The sequence below is a fragment of the Leisingera sp. ANG1 genome (genome assembly GCF_000203975.2).
In the GTDB taxonomy this organism is placed as follows: domain Bacteria; phylum Pseudomonadota; class Alphaproteobacteria; order Rhodobacterales; family Rhodobacteraceae; genus Leisingera.
This window is the reverse complement of the sequence record NZ_AFCF02000001.1, coordinates 984,053-1,001,186: the sequence shown is the minus strand read 5'-3', so window position 1 is coordinate 1,001,186 and position 17,134 is coordinate 984,053. Positions and strand designations below refer to the sequence as shown.

General features: G+C 63.2%; 17 protein-coding genes. 11 read left to right on the top strand and 6 right to left on the bottom strand.

Annotated features, from left to right (window positions below; genetic code table 11):
• Positions 1 to 139: 139 nt before the first annotated feature.
• Genes GC1_RS04980 through GC1_RS04970 form a run of 3 tightly spaced genes read right to left on the bottom strand, consistent with a single transcriptional unit; the run spans position 140 to position 2,595 of the window.
• Positions 140 to 988 carry a hypothetical protein gene (locus tag GC1_RS04980; RefSeq protein ID WP_036761893.1) on the bottom strand — a complete coding sequence of 283 codons (849 nt, stop codon included), beginning with the start codon at positions 986 to 988 and terminating at the stop codon, positions 140 to 142.
• A 13-nt stretch (positions 989 to 1,001) separates the two neighbouring features.
• Positions 1,002 to 1,694 carry a nitroreductase family protein gene (locus GC1_RS04975; protein WP_019295709.1) on the bottom strand — a complete coding sequence of 231 codons (693 nt, stop codon included), beginning with the start codon at positions 1,692 to 1,694 and terminating at the stop codon, positions 1,002 to 1,004.
• A gap of 16 nt (positions 1,695 to 1,710) precedes the next feature.
• Positions 1,711 to 2,595: a LysR family transcriptional regulator ArgP gene (locus GC1_RS04970; protein WP_019295708.1), complete on the bottom strand. Its 885-nt coding sequence runs from the start codon at positions 2,593 to 2,595 to the stop codon at positions 1,711 to 1,713.
• An 89-nt stretch (positions 2,596 to 2,684) separates the two neighbouring features.
• Between GC1_RS04970 and GC1_RS04965 the strand changes: the two genes are divergently transcribed.
• From GC1_RS04965 to GC1_RS04950, 4 genes are all read left to right on the top strand, one after another.
• Positions 2,685 to 3,287, top strand: coding sequence for a LysE/ArgO family amino acid transporter (locus GC1_RS04965; protein ID WP_019295707.1), 603 nt, complete (start codon positions 2,685 to 2,687; stop codon positions 3,285 to 3,287).
• 84 nt (positions 3,288 to 3,371) lie between these two features.
• A complete protein-coding gene (locus tag GC1_RS04960; RefSeq protein ID WP_019295706.1) occupies positions 3,372 to 4,316 on the top strand; it encodes a pirin family protein in 945 nt (314 codons plus the stop codon).
• 50 nt (positions 4,317 to 4,366) lie between these two features.
• Entirely contained in the window at positions 4,367 to 5,272 is a 906-nt protein-coding gene (locus GC1_RS04955; RefSeq protein WP_052260482.1) for a DMT family transporter, read from the top strand.
• 59 nt (positions 5,273 to 5,331) lie between these two features.
• Entirely contained in the window at positions 5,332 to 6,360 is a 1,029-nt protein-coding gene (locus GC1_RS04950) for a DUF1036 domain-containing protein (RefSeq protein WP_237754556.1), read from the top strand.
• Positions 6,361 to 6,391: 31 nt separating this feature from the next.
• Here GC1_RS04950 and betI read toward each other — a convergent pair whose 3' ends face one another.
• Positions 6,392 to 6,967 (bottom strand): choline-binding transcriptional repressor BetI, encoded by a 576-nt coding sequence (gene betI, locus GC1_RS04945; RefSeq protein WP_019295703.1) that lies wholly within the window; start codon positions 6,965 to 6,967, stop codon positions 6,392 to 6,394.
• A 159-nt stretch (positions 6,968 to 7,126) separates the two neighbouring features.
• On the opposite strand from betI, the gene GC1_RS04940 reads away from it, so the two are divergent.
• The 5 genes from GC1_RS04940 (at position 7,127) to GC1_RS04920 (ending at position 13,659) form a co-directional block, all read left to right on the top strand.
• The gene (locus tag GC1_RS04940) at positions 7,127 to 8,335 is read left to right on the top strand and encodes a choline transporter (RefSeq protein ID WP_019295702.1); all 1,209 of its coding nucleotides are present in this window, start codon (positions 7,127 to 7,129) and stop codon (positions 8,333 to 8,335) included.
• Between the two features lie 124 nt (positions 8,336 to 8,459).
• Positions 8,460 to 9,968, top strand: coding sequence for a choline-sulfatase (betC, locus tag GC1_RS04935; protein WP_019295701.1), 1,509 nt, complete (start codon positions 8,460 to 8,462; stop codon positions 9,966 to 9,968).
• 57 nt (positions 9,969 to 10,025) lie between these two features.
• Entirely contained in the window at positions 10,026 to 11,483 is a 1,458-nt protein-coding gene (gene betB, locus GC1_RS04930) for a betaine-aldehyde dehydrogenase (protein WP_019295700.1), read from the top strand.
• Positions 11,484 to 11,590: 107 nt separating this feature from the next.
• Positions 11,591 to 13,246 (top strand): choline dehydrogenase, encoded by a 1,656-nt coding sequence (gene betA / locus GC1_RS04925; protein WP_019295699.1) that lies wholly within the window; start codon positions 11,591 to 11,593, stop codon positions 13,244 to 13,246.
• A 173-nt stretch (positions 13,247 to 13,419) separates the two neighbouring features.
• Positions 13,420 to 13,659, top strand: a complete 240-nt coding sequence (locus GC1_RS04920) for a YdcH family protein (protein WP_019295698.1) — start codon at positions 13,420 to 13,422, stop codon at positions 13,657 to 13,659.
• A 102-nt stretch (positions 13,660 to 13,761) separates the two neighbouring features.
• Here the strand turns inward: GC1_RS04920 and GC1_RS04915 are convergent, their stop codons facing one another.
• Positions 13,762 to 14,241, bottom strand: a complete 480-nt coding sequence (locus tag GC1_RS04915; protein WP_019295697.1) for a hypothetical protein — start codon at positions 14,239 to 14,241, stop codon at positions 13,762 to 13,764.
• Between the two features lie 243 nt (positions 14,242 to 14,484).
• Between GC1_RS04915 and GC1_RS04910 the strand changes: the two genes are divergently transcribed.
• Positions 14,485 to 15,141 (top strand): pyridoxamine 5'-phosphate oxidase family protein, encoded by a 657-nt coding sequence (locus GC1_RS04910; RefSeq protein WP_019295696.1) that lies wholly within the window; start codon positions 14,485 to 14,487, stop codon positions 15,139 to 15,141.
• A gap of 236 nt (positions 15,142 to 15,377) precedes the next feature.
• A complete protein-coding gene (locus tag GC1_RS04905; RefSeq protein WP_019295695.1) occupies positions 15,378 to 15,638 on the top strand; it encodes a hypothetical protein in 261 nt (86 codons plus the stop codon).
• Between the two features lie 90 nt (positions 15,639 to 15,728).
• On the opposite strand, the gene GC1_RS04900 is transcribed toward GC1_RS04905, so the two are convergent.
• The gene (locus tag GC1_RS04900; RefSeq protein WP_019295694.1) at positions 15,729 to 17,117 is read right to left on the bottom strand and encodes a helix-turn-helix domain-containing protein; all 1,389 of its coding nucleotides are present in this window, start codon (positions 17,115 to 17,117) and stop codon (positions 15,729 to 15,731) included.
• Positions 17,118 to 17,134 lie beyond the last annotated feature (17 nt).

Genomic DNA, 17,134 nt, shown 5'->3' with positions numbered 1-17,134 from the left:
CAAAGGCCCGCCAATCCGGCGGGCCTTTTGCTTTCTTCTGATGCAAAGCCCATGCGGGGCCCTCAAAAACTGCCGCGCTTCTTTCTGGGTGCAAGTACCCCGGGGGGAGGTCCAAGGGGCCGAGGGGGCAGCGCCCCCCTCACTGCTGGTCTGGCCCAATCAACCCGGCACTGGTCAGCTCTGCCCTGCTGGGCCGCCACAGCTCCGAGCCCGGCACCGCAAAAATCCTGCCTGCAAATTCTGCGCTCACCCCCTGGTCCAGCAGAAAGGCGCGGTCTTTCTCCTGTTCCCTCTGCAAATCAATCTGCGGCAGCCCGCTTTCAAACAGCAGGGTATAGCTGTGAAAGCCAAGCTGCCCGCCGGGTCCAAGGGTGCGCCCGCGGCCCGCAGCAAACACAAGGGTGCAGGCAGAGGCGCACAGCCCGTCCGCACGGGTGTCCCAGCCTTGCTGCCGGATCAGCCGGGCAACGCCGCGCGCCTCCGCAATCAGCCCGCCTGGGCCGCTTAAGGAGACAACACGCAGACCAGGATGCTCAGCGCCCATCTGGCCGATCCGGCGGGTCAGGCCAAAGGTGATCTCCCCGTCAAACACCAGCGTTGTCCCGTCACCGGAAACCGACAGGCTATAGAGCGCTTCACGCTCCAGCCGCCGCTGTTCGGCATAGGCAGGTTCCTCCACCGCCCGGGCAATCAGCAGCGCATCCCACCACTGGGTCAGCGCCGCAAACCCCGCAAACAGCAGCAGCAGATAACCGCCCCAGACCGGAGCCATTGCGCCGGTGCTTCGGACATGGGCATCGGCGCTGCGTAAAAACGCGCGTGCCTGCCAAAGCAAGTATACCCCGTCCGCCGTGATCAGCACAAAGGTCAGCGGCACCGGCAGCCGGATCCAGTGGTTAAACGCCAGCCACACCAGCAGCACCATCCCCCGCGGCAGAACCACCTGCAGTATCAGGCTGCGGGTCAGGGAGGCCGGGCTGCCTGTCATCCGGCGGGCGGTTTCATTCAAACACCTGGCAGATTTGCTCCAGAGGTTTTTTCATCTTGGCAACCGACGGCACCATCGCATCGTCTGCCGGATGGCCCACGGCAATGATCATGGTGGGTTTTTCTGATGCAGGGCGGCCCAGGGTGCCGTTCAGGAATTTCATCGGGTTCGGAGTATGGGTTAGCGTGAACAACCCCGCTGTATGCAGCGCCGTCAGCAGCACGCCGGTGGCGATGTTCACGCTTTCCGGCACGTAGTAGTTCTTGTACCGGGTGCCGTCCGCGAACTCGCCCCAGCGCTGGGCAAAGACGACGATCAGCCAGGGCGCGGTGGTCAGATGCGGTTTGTCTGCATTGGTGCCGATCGGCTCCAGTGCCTCGATCCATTCATCACCCGCGCCGCCTGCATAGAACCGGCGCTCTTCCTCTTCGGCCTCTTCGCGGATCTGCGCCTTCAGCGCCGGGTTGGAGATCGCGGCAAAGAACCAGGGCTGGTGATTGGCGCCCGAGGGCGCGGTGCCAGCAGCGCGGATGCAATCCTCAATAACCGCGCGCGGCACCGGCTGATCCGTAAAGTCCCGCACCGTATGCCGGCGCTGCATATGCGCAAGGAACGCGGCTGCCTTTTCCTGCATCTCCGCCTCGGAATACTCCGCCCGGTCGGGCAGGGGCAGCGGTTCATAGCTGAGCGTGTCTTTGGAGAACATGGGCGGTCTTTCCGGATTAGCTTTGCATCAAATACCGTTTCGCCGATTTCTGCACGGCGCGGGTCACCTCGGCAAGGGCCGGGGCCATCACCCGCGCCACTTGCCAGGTCAGGGGAACCGGCAGCGTGGTGTCCGGGATCAGCGGCACCAGGCGGCCCGCGCGGATGTCTTGCTCTACCATCGCCAGCGGGTTCATGCCCCAGCCCAGGCCCGCAGCCGCCGCATCAATAAATGCCTGGGTCGAGGGCAGGTAATGCGCGGGCGGCGCCAGCCCGGAGGCCACATTGCGTTCCAGCCACAGCCGCTGCAGGTTGTCCTTGGCGTTGAAGATCAGGCAGGGCGCCTTTGCGGCGGCCTCCAGCGTCACCCCGCCGGGAAACCAGCGTTCCATAAAACCCGGGCTTGTGGTTGCCACATACTCCGGCGCGCCCAGCGGGTAGGCGTCAAACCCGGTTACCGGCTTGGAACTGGCAGTGACCGCCGCGGAAACTTCGCCGCGTCTCAGCCACTCAGCGCTGTGGTCCTGATCATCGACCAGCAGGTCGAACAGCACGCCGTCCACCTCCGCCATCGCATCGATGAACCAGCTCGCCAGACTGTCGGCATTGACCGCAATCCGCAGCCGTACCGGGCCGTGATCCGCCTCCAGTGCCAGTTCCCGCGCCAGCTGCGCCTCCAGCAGGCCGATGTCCTCGGCGTGTTTGGCAATCCGAAGGCCCGCGGCCGTACCGGTGCAGGGCGACCCGCGCAGCACCAAAGCCGCGCCAATGCGGTCCTCCAGCGCCTTGATCCGCTGTGAAACGGCTGAGGGCGTCACGTTCAACGCATGTGCCGCCGCCTCGAATGTGCCGAGACGCAGCACAGCGCTTAGTGCTGCCAGCTGGCTGGGATCCATCTGCATTAGCAACTCTAATCTGACTTAAATCTCTTTAACTGGATTAATGGGTGGGCGAGCAGTAGTCAAATCCCAGCACAACGATGGAGACACACATGCCCCCCAGCCTGATTGCCGGATTTGCCCTGGGCCTCAGCCTGATCATGGCGATTGGCGCCCAAAACGCCTTTGTCCTGCGCCAGGGGCTGCGGCGCCAGCATGTGTTCTGGATCTGCCTCACCTGCGCGGGGTCCGACGCTCTGCTGATCACCGCGGGTGTTCTTGGCTTCGGCACCCTGGCAGTGGCCGTGCCCTGGTTCGAGCAGGCGATGCGCTGGGGCGGCGCGGCCTTTCTGATCTGGTACGGCGCCCGTGCCCTGCGCGCCGCCTGGCAGGGCGGCGAAACGCTGGAGGCAGCGCAGGAGGGTGCTGGCGCAGCCTTGTTGCCGGTGCTGGCCACCGTGCTGGCACTCACCTGGCTGAATCCGCATGTCTACCTGGACACGGTGGTTCTGCTCGGCTCAATCTCCGCCCAATATCCCGATCCGCTGATCTTTGCCGCTGGGGCCGCCATCGCCAGCTTCACCTTCTTCTTCACGCTGGGTTACGGCGCCAGCTTGCTGGCCCCGGTCTTTGCCCGCCCGCGGGCCTGGCAGGTGCTGGATGCCATTGTCGGCCTCACCATGTGGGCAATTGCAGCCAAGCTCCTTTTGATGTGACGAACAGCACTTGTGCGCAGGCGGGCCTAACGCCTGCGCAGAAATGTCCTACCTTTCCCCCATGACAGCAGACAGGAGGGAAGGATGAGCTGGAATCCGGCACTGGAACCGCAATGCCCCGACGCGGGCAGCCTTGATGCCATCGAGACGGTGATCATTCCGCGCGCCCGCGACATCGGCGGCTTTGAGGTCCGCCGCGCGCTGCCCGCGCCGCGCCGCCAGATGGTCGGGCCGTTCATCTTCTTCGATCAGGCCGGGCCGGCCGAATTCCTGACCGGCCAGGGCATCGACGTACGCCCGCACCCCCATATCGGCCTCGGGACCGTCACCTACCTCTATCAGGGCGAGTTCGAGCACCGGGACTCGCTGGGCACCCACCAGATGATCTATCCGGGCGAGGTGAACTGGATGGTGGCAGGCCAGGGCGTCACCCACTCCGAGCGCACCTCTGCCGCCACCCGTCAGGGAAAAAGCAGCCTGTTTGGCATCCAAACCTGGATTGCGCTGCCCGAAAGCCACGAGGATGTGCCTGCTGCTTTTGAACACCACGGCAAGGAGGCGCTGCCGGTGCTGGAGGGCGAGGGCAAGACCGTGCGCCTGATCCTTGGCAATGCCTGGGGCGAGAAAGCCCCGGCAACCCTCTATTCCGAAACCTTTTATGCCGATGTGGTGCTGCACCCGGGCGCCAAGCTGCCGCTGCCCACCGACCACGAGGACCGCGGGCTTTATGTCACGCAAGGCTCGGTGGAAATTGCGGGTGACACCTTTGAGGCGGGCCGCATGATGGTGTTCCGCCCCGGCGATGAGATCACCGTGACCGCCGGTGCTGAGGGCGCCCGGCTGATGGCGCTGGGCGGTGCGACGCTGAACGGTCCGCGCTATATCTGGTGGAATTTCGTCGCCTCCTCCCGCGACCGGATCGAAGCGGCCAAAGTGTCCTGGGCCGCTGGCGACTGGCAGCATGGCCGCTTTAAGCTGCCGCCCGGAGACGATCAGGAGTTCATTCCGCTGCCCGAGAACCGGAAATAATTCACATGTGAAGTCTTGCGCCGCCGCCCGAACGGGTGTTCTGTCAGCCCATGAGCCAATCCGCCGCCCCTGTTCAGCACACACAGAACCCTCTCAGGGGCGTGTTCTGGATGGTTGTGACCGGTCTCTGCTTTGTGGCGGTGACAGCGCTGGTCAAATCGCTTGGCACCCGCATCCCGCCCGCCGAAAGCGCCTTCTTGCGGTATCTTCTGGGGCTGGTGTTTCTGATCCCGATGGCTGGCGCGCTGCGCAGGGCGCATCTGACACCGCGGCTCTGGGCGTTGTTTGCCGGCCGCGGCGTGGTGCATACGGCGGGGGTGATCCTGTGGTTCTACGCTATGACCCAGATCCCGCTGGCAGAGGTCACGGCAATGAACTACCTGTCGCCGGTCTATGTCACCCTTGGTGCGGCGCTGTTCCTGGGCGAGAAGCTGGCCTTCCGCCGCATCACCGCCATCGCCGTCGCCTTGATCGGCGCGATGATCATCCTGCGCCCCGGCTTCCGAGAGGTTTCCCCTGGCCATATCGCCATGCTGTTCACCGCGGTCTCCTTCGGTGCCTCCTACCTGATTGCCAAGTTCACCGTTGGCAGCAACAGTCCGGCGGTGGTGGTGGGGATGCTTTCAGTGTTCGTCACCCTTGGCCTTGCCCCCTTTGCTCTCGCGGTCTGGGTGACGCCGACACTGGCAGAGGTTGCAATCCTGTTTGGTGTCGCTTGCTTTGCCACCGCGGGCCACTACACCATGACGATGGCCTTTGCCGCGGCGCCAGTGGCGGTTACCCAGCCGGTCACCTTCCTGCAGCTGGTCTGGGCCACCCTGCTGGGCGCGCTGGCCTTCGGTGAGCCCGCTGATGTCTGGGTGCTCTCCGGCGGCGGCTTGATCCTGGGCGCGGTCAGCTTCATCTCCTGGCGTGAAGCCAGGAAAAAAAAAGAAGAGTCTTTCATCCTCCGGTAATGTTGCTGGCGTTTGATCGTCTTATGGATGTTACATGGCTGGGATAACATCCTGCATTTATGAACATTCGCCGGGGTCCGTGGACGATGAAATGCCTATGGCTGCCAGCCTTGCTACTGGCAGCACTCCTTGATCTGACTGCCGCTCAGGCCGGGACCCGTTTCTGCAACGATACGGATGCCCTGCATCACCTGGCGGTGGTCCTTCGCGACGGCGGCAGTTGGGTGGCCCAGGGCTGGCAGCATCTGCATCCGGGCGATTGCGCGGATCCGGTGCCGCGGGAGTATCCGGGCAAGTTTCTCTATTACCGCGCCGAAAGCCCTGGCCACCGCTTCCATGATGACAGCGTGCAGTTCTGTACCGCACCCGGCCAGTTCCGCATCCCGCGCGGGGGCGATTGCACCGGACAGGGGCAGGCATGGCGGCGGTTTGCCAAGGCGTCCCTGAACCAGCCCGTGCTCCTCAGCACCCGTTCACACAGCGGCGAAGGTGCCGCGGACAGCCTGCAGGATCAGCATCACATAGCAGAAGACGGGCTGCACTATACGGCTGAGGTGGTCTTTCAGGGCTGCAGGCTGAACACCGCGGAGGAAACCGTCACCTGCAAATTTATCGGCCACGGCATGGAAATCGGGTCCGAAGGCCGCCTGCAGGTCGAAGACCCGGTCTTTACTTACTTGCTTGGGCTGCTGCGCGGAGCACCCCTGGAAATCGACGGGGAGATGATCTCCAGCTTCGGCTCTTTCGGTGAGCTGGACCTGCACAGTGTGACACCGCGGGTGCCGGACCGCTACGATGGGCTGCTGCAGAAGATGCAAGGCGTGTGGCTGTCAGAGCGCAGCCCGCTGGACAGGTTTTCCATTTCAGGCGCGATGCGCCGGGTCAGCTACGGCGGACGCCGGATGACGCCGGAATTCCTCTCAGTGCAAGACAGCTGCCAGGGGGGCAAGGGGGCGGATTTCCTGCTGGCCTGGGACAGCCTGCGCGGCAGCAGCCTGTGCTACCGGATCGACGCGCTGACACAAGACCGGATGACGCTGACCTATATGCCGCGCGGTATCCGGCTGGACTACCGGCGGGTGCAATAGGGGCCGGCGATCACGAGGCCCGCTGCCCGGGTCAGGGGATCACCAGGTCCACCACCCGGTGCGCGGCGGCGCGGGCCTCATCCGGGTCCAGCGCCTCTTCTGATTGTGCTGCCTGCAGCCAGACCCCATCCATGTAGCACTGCAGCGCTTGACGGGCGGTCTCCACCCGGTCCGCAGGCAGCAGCGCCCGCAACTCGGCCAGGAAATGGCTCCGCACCCGGGCCCGGTTGATTCGGTGCAACCGGCTCAGGCGCGGCGAATAGGGGGCATTTGCCCAGAACTGCATCCAGATGCTGCACTGGGGAACGGTGAACAGACCGTCGGCAAAGTTCGCATCCATCACCGCATAGAGCCGCTCGCGCGGGGTGCGCGCGGTTGCGTACCCTTCGCTCATCGCACGGCGAAGCTTGCCCAGAAGATGCAGCATGGTGGCTTCCATCAGCCCTTCCTTGGAGCCGAAATAGTAGTTGATCGAGGCCGCCGATGCTCCGGCCTCGCGCGCGATTTCCGCCATCGTTACAACACCGTAGCCGCGCTTGTGCACGGCAACGATGGTGGCTTCGATCAGCTCTTCGTTGCGGATGTCCCGGATGCGTTTCCTGCTCATGATTAAGTTGTGCGGCAATTGGGCCAGCGTTTCAACTGTTGTTCGCGTGAATTCGAAACTTGAATGACCATTTAAAAAACTGTTTGGCGCTTCAGCCGGCTGTGATATGTACCCGTTCCATGTCTGAGGGCGGAAACCGCCCGGAAATGGGAGGGACATATGACTTCAATCATCTCGTTCGGGATTCTGCTGGCCTTTGCGCTGGTGGCGTTCTGCGTGATCAAGTGGTGGAACGTCCGCAACGTCGGCGTGACCCCCGTTCACCTTTTCACCTTCATCGCAATCCTGTTCACCTCCGGTCTGGACGTGGGCCTGATCATGTTCCCGCTGGCCTGGGACTTCCCGCTTTACGCGGACACCGCGGCGGAACCGGCCTATGGTTTCACCAACCCGCTGGCGCTGGAGTTCGGCTTCTGGGGCTTCCTGATCTGGGGCTTTTACTTCCTGACGACCTTCTATTTCTGCGTGATCGAACCGCGGGTGAAGTTCTTTGAGATCCCGCTGGTGAAATGGATCAACAACATCGTGATCATCGGCACCTGCGCCTTCACCGGCGCGCTGTTCCTGATCTACCTGCCGTATTATGCCACCTTCATGGGTGACGGCGAAACAGTGATCCCGGCCTTCTATGTCATCACCTTCCTGGTGATCCTGTTTGCCGCCTTCTCCTCCACCGACATCAAATACGTGCGTATTCTGTCGGTCGGCTCCACCGGGCTGTTCCTGGCGCTGATCCTGGGCATGTGGGCCTATGCGGGCATGGGCCTGGGCGCCTTTGCCGACACCGCTTCGAACATCGGCGGCTACTTTGCCAACATCCACAAGTTTGTGCTGCCGCTGACCGACTATCATGAGTTCTACCTGTTCTGGTGGTTCGCATGGTCGATCATGATCGGCCAGTTCACTTCCCGCTTTGTCGGCGGCCTGCGTACCTGGCAGGTTCTGGCGGCGCTGCTGATCTTCCCGTCGATCCCGCTGGGGATCTGGTTCTCGGTGCTCTACTACTACCACCTGAACAGCATTGAGACGACGCTGCTGATCAACGTCTCCATGGTCGCTGTTGGCATCATCTTCGTGGTCAACTCGTTTGACTCGCTGATCCGCCTCTACACCGACAACTTGAACCTGTCGGCCAAGCGTTTCGGCACCATTCCATACGTTGTCGGCAACGCTGTTGTGCTCTTCGGCCTGACCCTGGCCTTCCAGAGCCAGTGGCTGCAGATCCAGTGGATCGGCACCGTGGTCATCGGCATCTATGTGGCCTGCCTGGCTTACATCGTGCTGTTCAAGCGCAGCGAAGTCATGAGCATCGACGCCTCGCCTGAGGAAAACACGCTCGACTTCGAAAAGATCAAGACAGCCCACTAAGGGCGGTCTCCCGGCTGGCCCCCAAGTTTCCCCGAATGAGGGGACCAGCCTTTAACTGCCTGGCAGCGCTTTCGGGCCTGCCAGGCGCCTTTGCAAAGCATCGCCAATACTTGGGAGGTCCGCGATGAGTGCCCCGAATATCCTGATCCTGATGGTTGACCAGTTGAATGGGACGCTTTTCCCGGACGGCCCCGCCGAATGGCTGCATGCGCCGAACCTGAAGAAACTGGCGGAACGCTCCACCCGCTTCAAAAACGCCTATACCGCGTCGCCGCTCTGCGCACCGGGGCGGGCTTCTTTCATGTCCGGCCAGCTGCCCTCGCGTACCGGCGTCTATGACAACGCCGCCGAATTCCGCAGCGACATCCCGACTTATGCCCACCACCTGCGCCGCGCAGGCTATTACACCTGCCTTTCGGGCAAGATGCATTTTGTCGGCCCCGACCAGCTGCACGGGTTCGAGGACCGGCTGACCACCGACATCTACCCGGCCGACTTCGGCTGGACCCCGGACTACCGCAAACCGGGCGAGCGGATCGACTGGTGGTATCACAACATGGGCAGCGTCACCGGGGCAGGGGTGGCAGAGACCTCCAACCAGATGGAATACGACGACGAGGTCGCCTACAACGCCACCGCCAAGCTCTATGAGCTGTCGCGCGGCCTCGACGACCGCCCCTGGTGCGTGACCGTCTCCTTCACCCACCCGCACGACCCCTATGTGGCACGCCGCAAGTACTGGGATCTTTACGAGGACTGCGAGCACCTGCTGCCCGAAGTCCCCGCCATGGACTATGAGGACCACGATCCCCACGCCAAGCGGATCTTTGACGCCAACGACTGGCGCAGCTTCGACATCACCGAGGAGAACATCAAACGCTCCCGCCGCGCGTACTTCGCCAATATCTCCTACCTGGACGACAAGATCGGCGAGATCCTGAACGTGCTGGAAACCACCCGGCAGGAGGCGATCATCCTGTTTGTCTCCGACCACGGCGACATGCTGGGCGAGCGCGGCCTCTGGTTCAAGATGAGCTTCTACGAGGGCTCCTCCCGCGTGCCGCTGATGATCTCGGCGCCGGACCTGCCCGCGGGCCTCATTGAAACCCCGGTTTCAACACTGGACGTGACCCCGACGCTGGGCGCGCTGGCCGGTGTCGACATGGGTGAAATCGAACCCTGGACCGACGGCCAGAACCTGGTGCCGCTGGCCAATGGAACGGAACGCACTGAACCGGTCGCCGTGGAATACGCCGCGGAAGCGTCATATGCGCCGCTGGTGTCGCTCCGTTATGGCAAGTGGAAATACAACCGCTGCAGCCTCGACCCTGATCAGCTGTTCGATCTGGAGGCCGACCCGCACGAGCTCAACAACCTGGCAGACGATCCGGCCCATGCCGGCACGCTGAACACCTTGCGCGCCAAGTCGGAGGCGCGCTGGAACCTGGAGACCTTCGACGCAGAGGTGCGCGCCAGCCAGGCCCGCCGCTGGGTCGTCTACGAGGCCCTGCGCCAGGGCGGCTACTACCCTTGGGATTACCAGCCGCTGCAAAAGGCCTCCGAGCGCTACATGCGCAACCACATGAATCTCGACAACCTCGAGGAAAGCAAACGCTTTCCCCGCGGCGAATAACCATAGCAACCGTTCAGCATCTCCCCCTGCTGAAGACCCCCGCTGGAGACACACAACATGACACATCCCGCACAGCCCAAGGCCAGCCACTTCATCAACGGCGAATACGTCGAAGACACCGCAGGCACCCCGATCCCGGTGATCTACGCCGCCACGGGTGAGCAGATCGCCACTGTCTACGCAGCCACTCCGGCGATCGTCGATCAGGCGCTGTCCACCGCCAAGGAAGCCCAGAAGGCATGGGCCAAGATGACCGGAACCGAGCGCGGCCGCATCCTGCGCCGTGCCGCCGACATCATGCGCGAGCGCAACCACGAACTGTCGGTTCTGGAAACCTACGACACCGGCAAACCGCTGCAGGAAACCCTGGTGGCCGACGCCACCTCCGGTGCCGACGCGCTGGAATACTTCGGCGGCCTGGCAGGCTCCCTGACCGGCGAGCACATCCCGATGGGCGAGGACTGGGTCTACACCGTGCGCGAAGCGCTGGGCTTGTGTGTGGGCATCGGCGCCTGGAACTACCCGACCCAGATCGCCTGCTGGAAAGGCGCACCGGCGCTGGCCTGCGGCAACTCGATGGTGTTCAAACCGTCCGAGACCACGCCGCTCTGCGCCCTGAAGGTGGCCGAGATCCTGCTCGAGGCAGGCGCCCCCGCAGGCATCTACAACGTCATCCAGGGCATGGGCGAAGTCGGCGGCGCGCTGGTTACCGACCCGCGCGTGGACAAGGTCTCGCTGACCGGCTCGGTGCCGACCGGCAAGAAAGTCTATGCCGCCGCCGCCGAAGGCATGAAGCACGTCACCATGGAGCTGGGCGGCAAGTCGCCGCTGATCATCTTTGATGACGCCGACATCGACAACGCCGTCGGCGGCGCCATCAACGGCAACTTCTACTCCTCCGGCCAGGTCTGCTCCAACGGCACCCGTGTGTTTGTCCAGAAGGGCATCAAGGAGAAATTCCTGGCCCGCCTGGCGGAGCGCACCGGCAACGCCATCCTGGGCGACCCGATGGATGAGGCCACCAGCTTCGGCCCGATGGTCACTGAAAACCAGATGAACATCGTGCTGGGCTACATTGAAAAGGGCAAAGAAGAAGGCGCCCGCCTGATCTGCGGCGGCGCGCGTGCGGACATGCCGGGCTACTACATCCAGCCCACCGTCTTCGCCGATGTGACCGACGACATGACCATCGCCCGTGAGGAAATCTTCGGCCCGGTGATGTCCGTTCTCGACTTCGACACAGAGGAAGAGGTGATCGCCCGCGCCAATGACACCGAATTCGGCCTGTCCGCCGGCGTCTTCACCAACGACTTCAGCCGCGCCCACCGTGTGATCGGCCAGCTGGAGGCGGGCAGCTGCTTTATCAACTCCTACAACGACGCGCCGGTCGAGGCGCCGTTCGGCGGGGTGAAGGCATCGGGCGTTGGCCGCGAGAACTCGAAAGAGGCGATCAAGCACTTCAGCCAGGTGAAGTCGGTCTACGTCCGCATGGGCGACGTCGAAGCGGCGTTCTGATCGGCGCTGCCTGAAAGCAACGGCCGGGCAGGGCGCCCCGCGCGCCCGCCCAATCTGAAGAAAACGGCAGCAGTCCAGATCTTTCGGCTGCCGGATGGAGAGTAGAAATGAACGCGGATTATGTGATTGTCGGGGCCGGCTCAGCGGGCTGTGCCATGGCCTACCGGCTCAGCGAGGCCGGGAAAAAGGTCCTGGTGATCGAACACGGCGGCACCGATGCCGGGCCGTTTATCCAGATGCCGGGCGCGCTCAGCTACCCGATGAACATGCCGCTTTATGACTGGGGCTATAAATCCCAGCCCGAACCGCATTTGGGCGGCCGCGAACTGGTCTGCCCGCGCGGCAAGGTGATCGGCGGCTCCTCCTCGATCAACGGCATGGTCTATGTGCGCGGCCACGCCGGCGACTACAACCACTGGGCCGAAAGCGGAGCGGCGGGCTGGTCCTATGCTGACGTGCTCCCGTACTTCAAACGCATGGAAACCTGGAACGACCGCGGCCACGGCGGCGACCCGGACTGGCGCGGCAAGGACGGCCCGCTGCACGTGACCCGCGGCCCCCGCGACAACCCGCTGCATGACGCCTTCGTCAAGGCGGGCGAGCAGGCGGGCTATCCGGTCACCTCCGACTACAACGGCGAGCAGCAGGAGGGCTTCGGCCCGATGGAAATGACGGTCTACAAAGGCCGCCGCTGGTCCGCCGCCAACGCCTACCTGAAGCCCGCGCTCAAGCGTGAAAACTGCGACCTTATCCGTGCCTTCGCCCGCAAGGTGGTGATCGAGGACGGCCGCGCCGTGGGTGTCGAGATCGAACGCGGCGGCAAGGTTGAGGTGATCCGAGCCAACGCCGAGGTGATCCTGGCCGCCTCCTCGCTGAACTCCCCCAAGATGCTGATGCTCTCCGGCATCGGCCCGGCCAAGCACCTGGCCGAACACGGCATCGACGTGGTCGTTGACCGCCCCGGCGTCGGCCAGAACCTGCAGGACCACCTGGAATTCTACTTTCAGTTCGCCTGCAAGCAGCCGATCACCCTGTTCAAATACTGGAACCTGCTGGGCAAGGGCCTTGTCGGCGCCCAGTGGATGTTCACCAAGACCGGCCTGGGCGCCTCGAACCAGTTCGAAAGCGCCGCCTTCATCCGCTCCGACAAGGGCGTGGATTACCCGGACATCCAGTACCACTTCCTGCCGATCGCGGTCCGCTACGACGGCCAGGCGGCGGCAGAGGGGCACGGCTTCCAGGCCCACGTCGGCCCGATGCGCTCCCCCTCGCGCGGCGAGGTCACGCTGGCGTCGAGCGATCCCAAGGACGCGCCGAACATCCTGTTCAACTACATGTCGACCGAGCAGGACTGGATCGACTTCCGCAAATGCGTGCGCCTGACGCGGGAAATCTTTGCCCAGGACGCGATGAAACCGTTCCTCAAGCACGAGATCCAGCCGGGTGCCGACCTGCAGACCGACGACGAGATCGACGGCTTCCTGCGCGAGCATGTGGAAAGCGCCTACCACCCCTGCGGTACCTGCAAGATGGGCGCGGCGGATGATCCGATGTCGGTGGTCGACCCGGAATGCCGTGTCATCGGTGTCGATGGCCTGCGCGTTGCCGACAGCTCGATCTTCCCGCGGATCACCAACGGCAACCTCAACGGCCCCTCGATCATGACCGGTGAGAAGGCCTCTGACCACATCCTGGGCCGCCGCCTGCCGTCCTCGAACGCAGAGCCGTGGTTCAACCCGAACTGGCGCGAAGCGCAACGCTGATCCTGTTGCACTGCCAGCAAGCCGCCCGCCACCTCCCCTTTGTGCGGGCGGCTTTTTATTAACGGAATTTTCCCGAAAATCCGCGTGCCGCAGGCATCTTTTGATCCGCGTCAAAGTGAAGGGGCAGGGGAGGAAATAATCTGCAAACGACCCTAGGAAGAAGGAGCGAGCAGGTGTCCAATACTCCCCATGAACTGGCCGAAGAATTCCCGGAAAAAGCGGCCCTGATGAGCCAGCTGAAACAGTCGGATGCGCATTTCGCCAAACTGTCCGATGAATATCACGAAGTGAACCGCGCCGTGCACCGGGCGGAAACCAATGTGGAGCCGGTGAGCGCCCAGGCCGAAACCGATCTGCGCAAGCAGCGCGCCGCGCTGAAGGACGAGATCTGGGGGATCTTGTCGAAGGCGTAAGACCAGAGCACCGGAAGTCAAAGCAAGGGGCGCCAATGGTGCCCCTTTATTTATGTCGTGCCCCGCTGTGCGGTCTCCCAGGCAACGGAACAGCCGCGCCTGTTATGCGCGCCTGAAATCCATGGTCCAATTTGTTTCCCAGGTCTTGCCGCCGTCGCTGGACATCGCCTGTTCCCAGCGGGGCGTCTCCGTGCCGGTATGCAGCCAGAGAAACCTGACCGACACGGGTTCGCTGCGTAGGGTGTCTTCTGCATAGAATGCTCCGACGCCATCTTCGAAGCTGCCAACCACAGGCACATCCAACTGGTGCGGATCGGTGGCTGCAAGCCACCAAATGGCCCACTTCTGGCTGGCAGGATCAAAAGACCGCAGCGCAATAGCCCGGTAGGCACCGCTTGGGAATTCAAGAAGGTTGTCTTCGACATTGCCATTCCCGCCCAGAACAGGCCGGGTTTCTGATGTGCCTTCGAATTCTTCCCATTCATCACAGCCGGTCAATCGCTCCTTCAGCCTGCGGTGGCGCACAACCCAGCTGCCGAACTCAAAATCGAAATCCCTGGAAATACTGCTTTTACCGTCCATGAAACTATCCTTCTCAAGTCAATACTGTTCTTGTTTTGTTCCAGATCAACCATCAAGTCAACGGTGAAACCCCGCTACGGGCTGCTTTGGCAAAGAATGGGTGAATGTTGAGTAAGTTCAGCTGGTTATCCTGCGGGGGTATCTCCAGGCCCCCCGTATTTGCACTGGGACCTGCACAGCCGGGACGCAGGATCGAAAGCCGTGTGCTAAGCTCTCTCCTGCGGCAATGCGGAGGTGCGACTGATGGCTGATTTCTATTCCGCAGAGCAGCGCCAGCTGCAGGATGCCTTCGGCACGCGGGGGCTGGCGGACGCTCTGCACGGCAACGTCCTGCGGCAGGCCCTGGCCCCGATGGACCGGAAATTCATCGCTGCAAGCGATTTCTTTTTCCTCTCCACCGTGGATCGCTGCGGCTATCCGACGGTGTCCTACAAGGGCGGCTTCCCGGGGTTCGTGCAAATGCCCGGCGACCGCACCCTCCGTTTTCCGGTCTATGACGGCAACGGCATGTTCCTGTCGGCGGGCAATATCGCCGGCACCAGCAAGGTTGGTCTGCTGTTCATTGATTTCACTCAGCCACGCCGCCTGCGGCTGCAGGGCACCGCCAGCCTTGTGACAGACGAGGCGCAGCTGGCAGACGTCCCGGAGGCCCTGATGCTGGTCCAGGTGGAGCTTGAGGCCATCTTCACCAACTGCCCGCGGTATATTCACAGCTACCATCGTACCGGCCGCTCTGAATATGTGCCTGCTGACGGTGCCGAAACGCCGGTGCCGGAGTGGAAGCGGGTGGATTACCTTCAGGAACAGCTGCCGCCCAAGGACCGCGAGGCCGCGCGGAAGTCAGGAGAGGTGATCACCGAGGCAGAGTACCGCAAGCACTTCTGGAAAGGGCTGGAGTAAGACGCCGGCCCGTGCCGTGATTGCCACAAGATTCGCAGCGGCTGGATTGATCCTGTACCGGAAACAGTGCCGCGCTGCCCGTGTTAGTGTTGAGTGTTTTCTTCCCGGTTGAGGTCAATTTAGATGAATTTAAGGCAAATTCGTCAAAATTGTGACCGGCTGCACTATCTTCAGACTGCAGCCGGAATGGGTCCGCGGGCCTGAGGCTGCAGTGTAGTGTGCAAGGGAGTAACCCAATGGGACAGGTCTATCAGCCGGGGGGCTGGCAGGAGATCGAGGGCGTGCCGGAAGAGGCGTCCGATGCGGAGATTCTCGCCAGGGTTCGCAATCTGGTCCAGGCGGAAACCGCGGTCCGTACTCAGCCGCAGGAGCCTGCGCCAAACCGCGTGAGCCAGTGGCAGCCAGCAGAAGCCGTTCAGCCCAAGCAACCGCCGCAAGCATCCGCCAGGGCAGAACGCGCGCTGATGGCCCGCCTGCTGGACCGCCTGCGCGGCTGACCACACCGCGCTGCAAGCTGCCGGGCGCCCAAGGATTTTCAAAATCCTTGGCAATTTTCTTCGAAGAAAATTGCCGCCGCACGCACCCTCTCAACTTACCTCATAAGGCAGCACACCGCGCTGGTCGGTGTTGATGGTCAGCCGCCGCTCCAGCGGCGGAACGGACCGCTGATGGCAATCTTTGCGCTCGCAGATCCGGCAGGAGATGCCGATCGGCTCATAGGCGCTGTCCTGACTCACATCCATCCCGTCCGCATAGACCAGCGCATCTGCATGGCGCACCTCGCACCCCAGCGCAATTGCATAGCGGCGCACCGGCGCGCCGAACGAGCCGCCCGGTTTCGACACATCCCGGGCCAGCGAGATATAGCGCACCCCATCCGGCGTCTCCGCCAGCTGACGCAGGAACCGGCCCGGGGTTTCAAACGCCCGGTGCACGTTCCACAGGGGGCAAGCGCCGCCAAAGCGGGCAAATTGCAGCCGCGTGGCTGAGTGCCGCTTGGTGATGGTTCCCGCCTGATCCACCCGCACGAAAAAGAACGGCACCCCCTTGGCGCCGGGCCGCTGCATGGTCGAGAGCCGGTGCGCAATCTGTTCAATCGAGGCGCCAAAGCGGATTGCCAGCAGCTCCAGGTCATGGCGGCAGGCCTGTGCAGCTTCCAGAAAGCGGCCATAGGGCATCAGCGCCGCGCCGGCGAAATAGTTGGCGAGGCCTATCTTGGCGATGGCGCGGGCCTCCTCGCTTTGAAACTTTGCAAAATCGAGGGTCGCCTCCAGCAGGGTGTTCTGCCGCAGGAGCGCCACCTGCAGCAGCATCTGGAACAGCTGCGTCTGCGGCGCGGAGCGGTTCGACAGATGCAGTACCTGCGCTTCGGCGTCGTAGTGGCGCAAGCCCTCCATCTCGGTTTGGCGCACCTTGATGCCGCCGCGCTCCAGCTCGGCTATGGCCGCCGCGCGGATGTCGCTGGTGGCGGCAAACCGCTCCGCCGCGTGGTCCACCGCGTCGATGTAGTTGTCGCAATAGTGGAAGAAATCGCGCACCTCCTCCCAGGGGGACGCCTGAATGCGCGCATCCTCCCGCCCCAGCGCCTCATCCAATGAGGCAAGCCGTTCATGGGTCTGCCGGTAAGCCCGGTGCAGCGCCAGAAAGGCCCGCGCCAGGGCAGGGGCGTTTGAGGCGGTCAGCCGCAGGTCCGCCAGCGGCGGCGCATCATCGGCAAACACCGGATCCGCCATCGCCTCGCGCATGTCACTGACCAGCCGCTCGCTGTCGCCCGCACTCAGCTCGGTCACATCCATGCCGAACTCCTGCGCCAGTGCCAGCACCACCGTGGTCGACACCGGGCGGTTGTTGTTCTCCATCTGGTTCAGATAGGGCAGGGAGACGCCCAGTTTGGCGGCGAAATCCTTCTGCGTCAGCTCCAGCCGCTGCCGCATCTCGCGCAGCTTGGCGCCTGCGTAAAGTTTCTGGGTGGCCATGAGGGAAGCCTTTGCAA

Excerpts from the sequence above, each read along its gene's own strand:
- GC1_RS04980 (WP_036761893.1), bottom strand. The coding sequence starts at position 988 with ATGACAGGCAGCCCGGCCTCCCTGACCCGCAGCCTGATACTGCAGGTG.
- GC1_RS04975 (WP_019295709.1), bottom strand. The coding sequence starts at position 1,694 with ATGTTCTCCAAAGACACGCTCAGCTATGAACCGCTGCCCCTGCCCGAC.
- GC1_RS04970 (WP_019295708.1), bottom strand. The coding sequence starts at position 2,595 with ATGCAGATGGATCCCAGCCAGCTGGCAGCACTAAGCGCTGTGCTGCGT.
- GC1_RS04965 (WP_019295707.1), top strand. The coding sequence starts at position 2,685 with ATGCCCCCCAGCCTGATTGCCGGATTTGCCCTGGGCCTCAGCCTGATC.
- GC1_RS04960 (WP_019295706.1), top strand. The coding sequence starts at position 3,372 with ATGAGCTGGAATCCGGCACTGGAACCGCAATGCCCCGACGCGGGCAGC.
- GC1_RS04955 (WP_052260482.1), top strand. The coding sequence starts at position 4,367 with ATGAGCCAATCCGCCGCCCCTGTTCAGCACACACAGAACCCTCTCAGG.
- GC1_RS04950 (WP_237754556.1), top strand. The coding sequence starts at position 5,332 with ATGAACATTCGCCGGGGTCCGTGGACGATGAAATGCCTATGGCTGCCA.
- betI (WP_019295703.1), bottom strand. The coding sequence starts at position 6,967 with ATGAGCAGGAAACGCATCCGGGACATCCGCAACGAAGAGCTGATCGAA.
- GC1_RS04940 (WP_019295702.1), top strand. The coding sequence starts at position 7,127 with ATGACTTCAATCATCTCGTTCGGGATTCTGCTGGCCTTTGCGCTGGTG.
- betC (WP_019295701.1), top strand. The coding sequence starts at position 8,460 with ATGAGTGCCCCGAATATCCTGATCCTGATGGTTGACCAGTTGAATGGG.
- betB (WP_019295700.1), top strand. The coding sequence starts at position 10,026 with ATGACACATCCCGCACAGCCCAAGGCCAGCCACTTCATCAACGGCGAA.
- betA (WP_019295699.1), top strand. The coding sequence starts at position 11,591 with ATGAACGCGGATTATGTGATTGTCGGGGCCGGCTCAGCGGGCTGTGCC.
- GC1_RS04915 (WP_019295697.1), bottom strand. The coding sequence starts at position 14,241 with ATGGACGGTAAAAGCAGTATTTCCAGGGATTTCGATTTTGAGTTCGGC.
- GC1_RS04910 (WP_019295696.1), top strand. The coding sequence starts at position 14,485 with ATGGCTGATTTCTATTCCGCAGAGCAGCGCCAGCTGCAGGATGCCTTC.
- GC1_RS04905 (WP_019295695.1), top strand. The coding sequence starts at position 15,378 with ATGGGACAGGTCTATCAGCCGGGGGGCTGGCAGGAGATCGAGGGCGTG.
- GC1_RS04900 (WP_019295694.1), bottom strand. The coding sequence starts at position 17,117 with ATGGCCACCCAGAAACTTTACGCAGGCGCCAAGCTGCGCGAGATGCGG.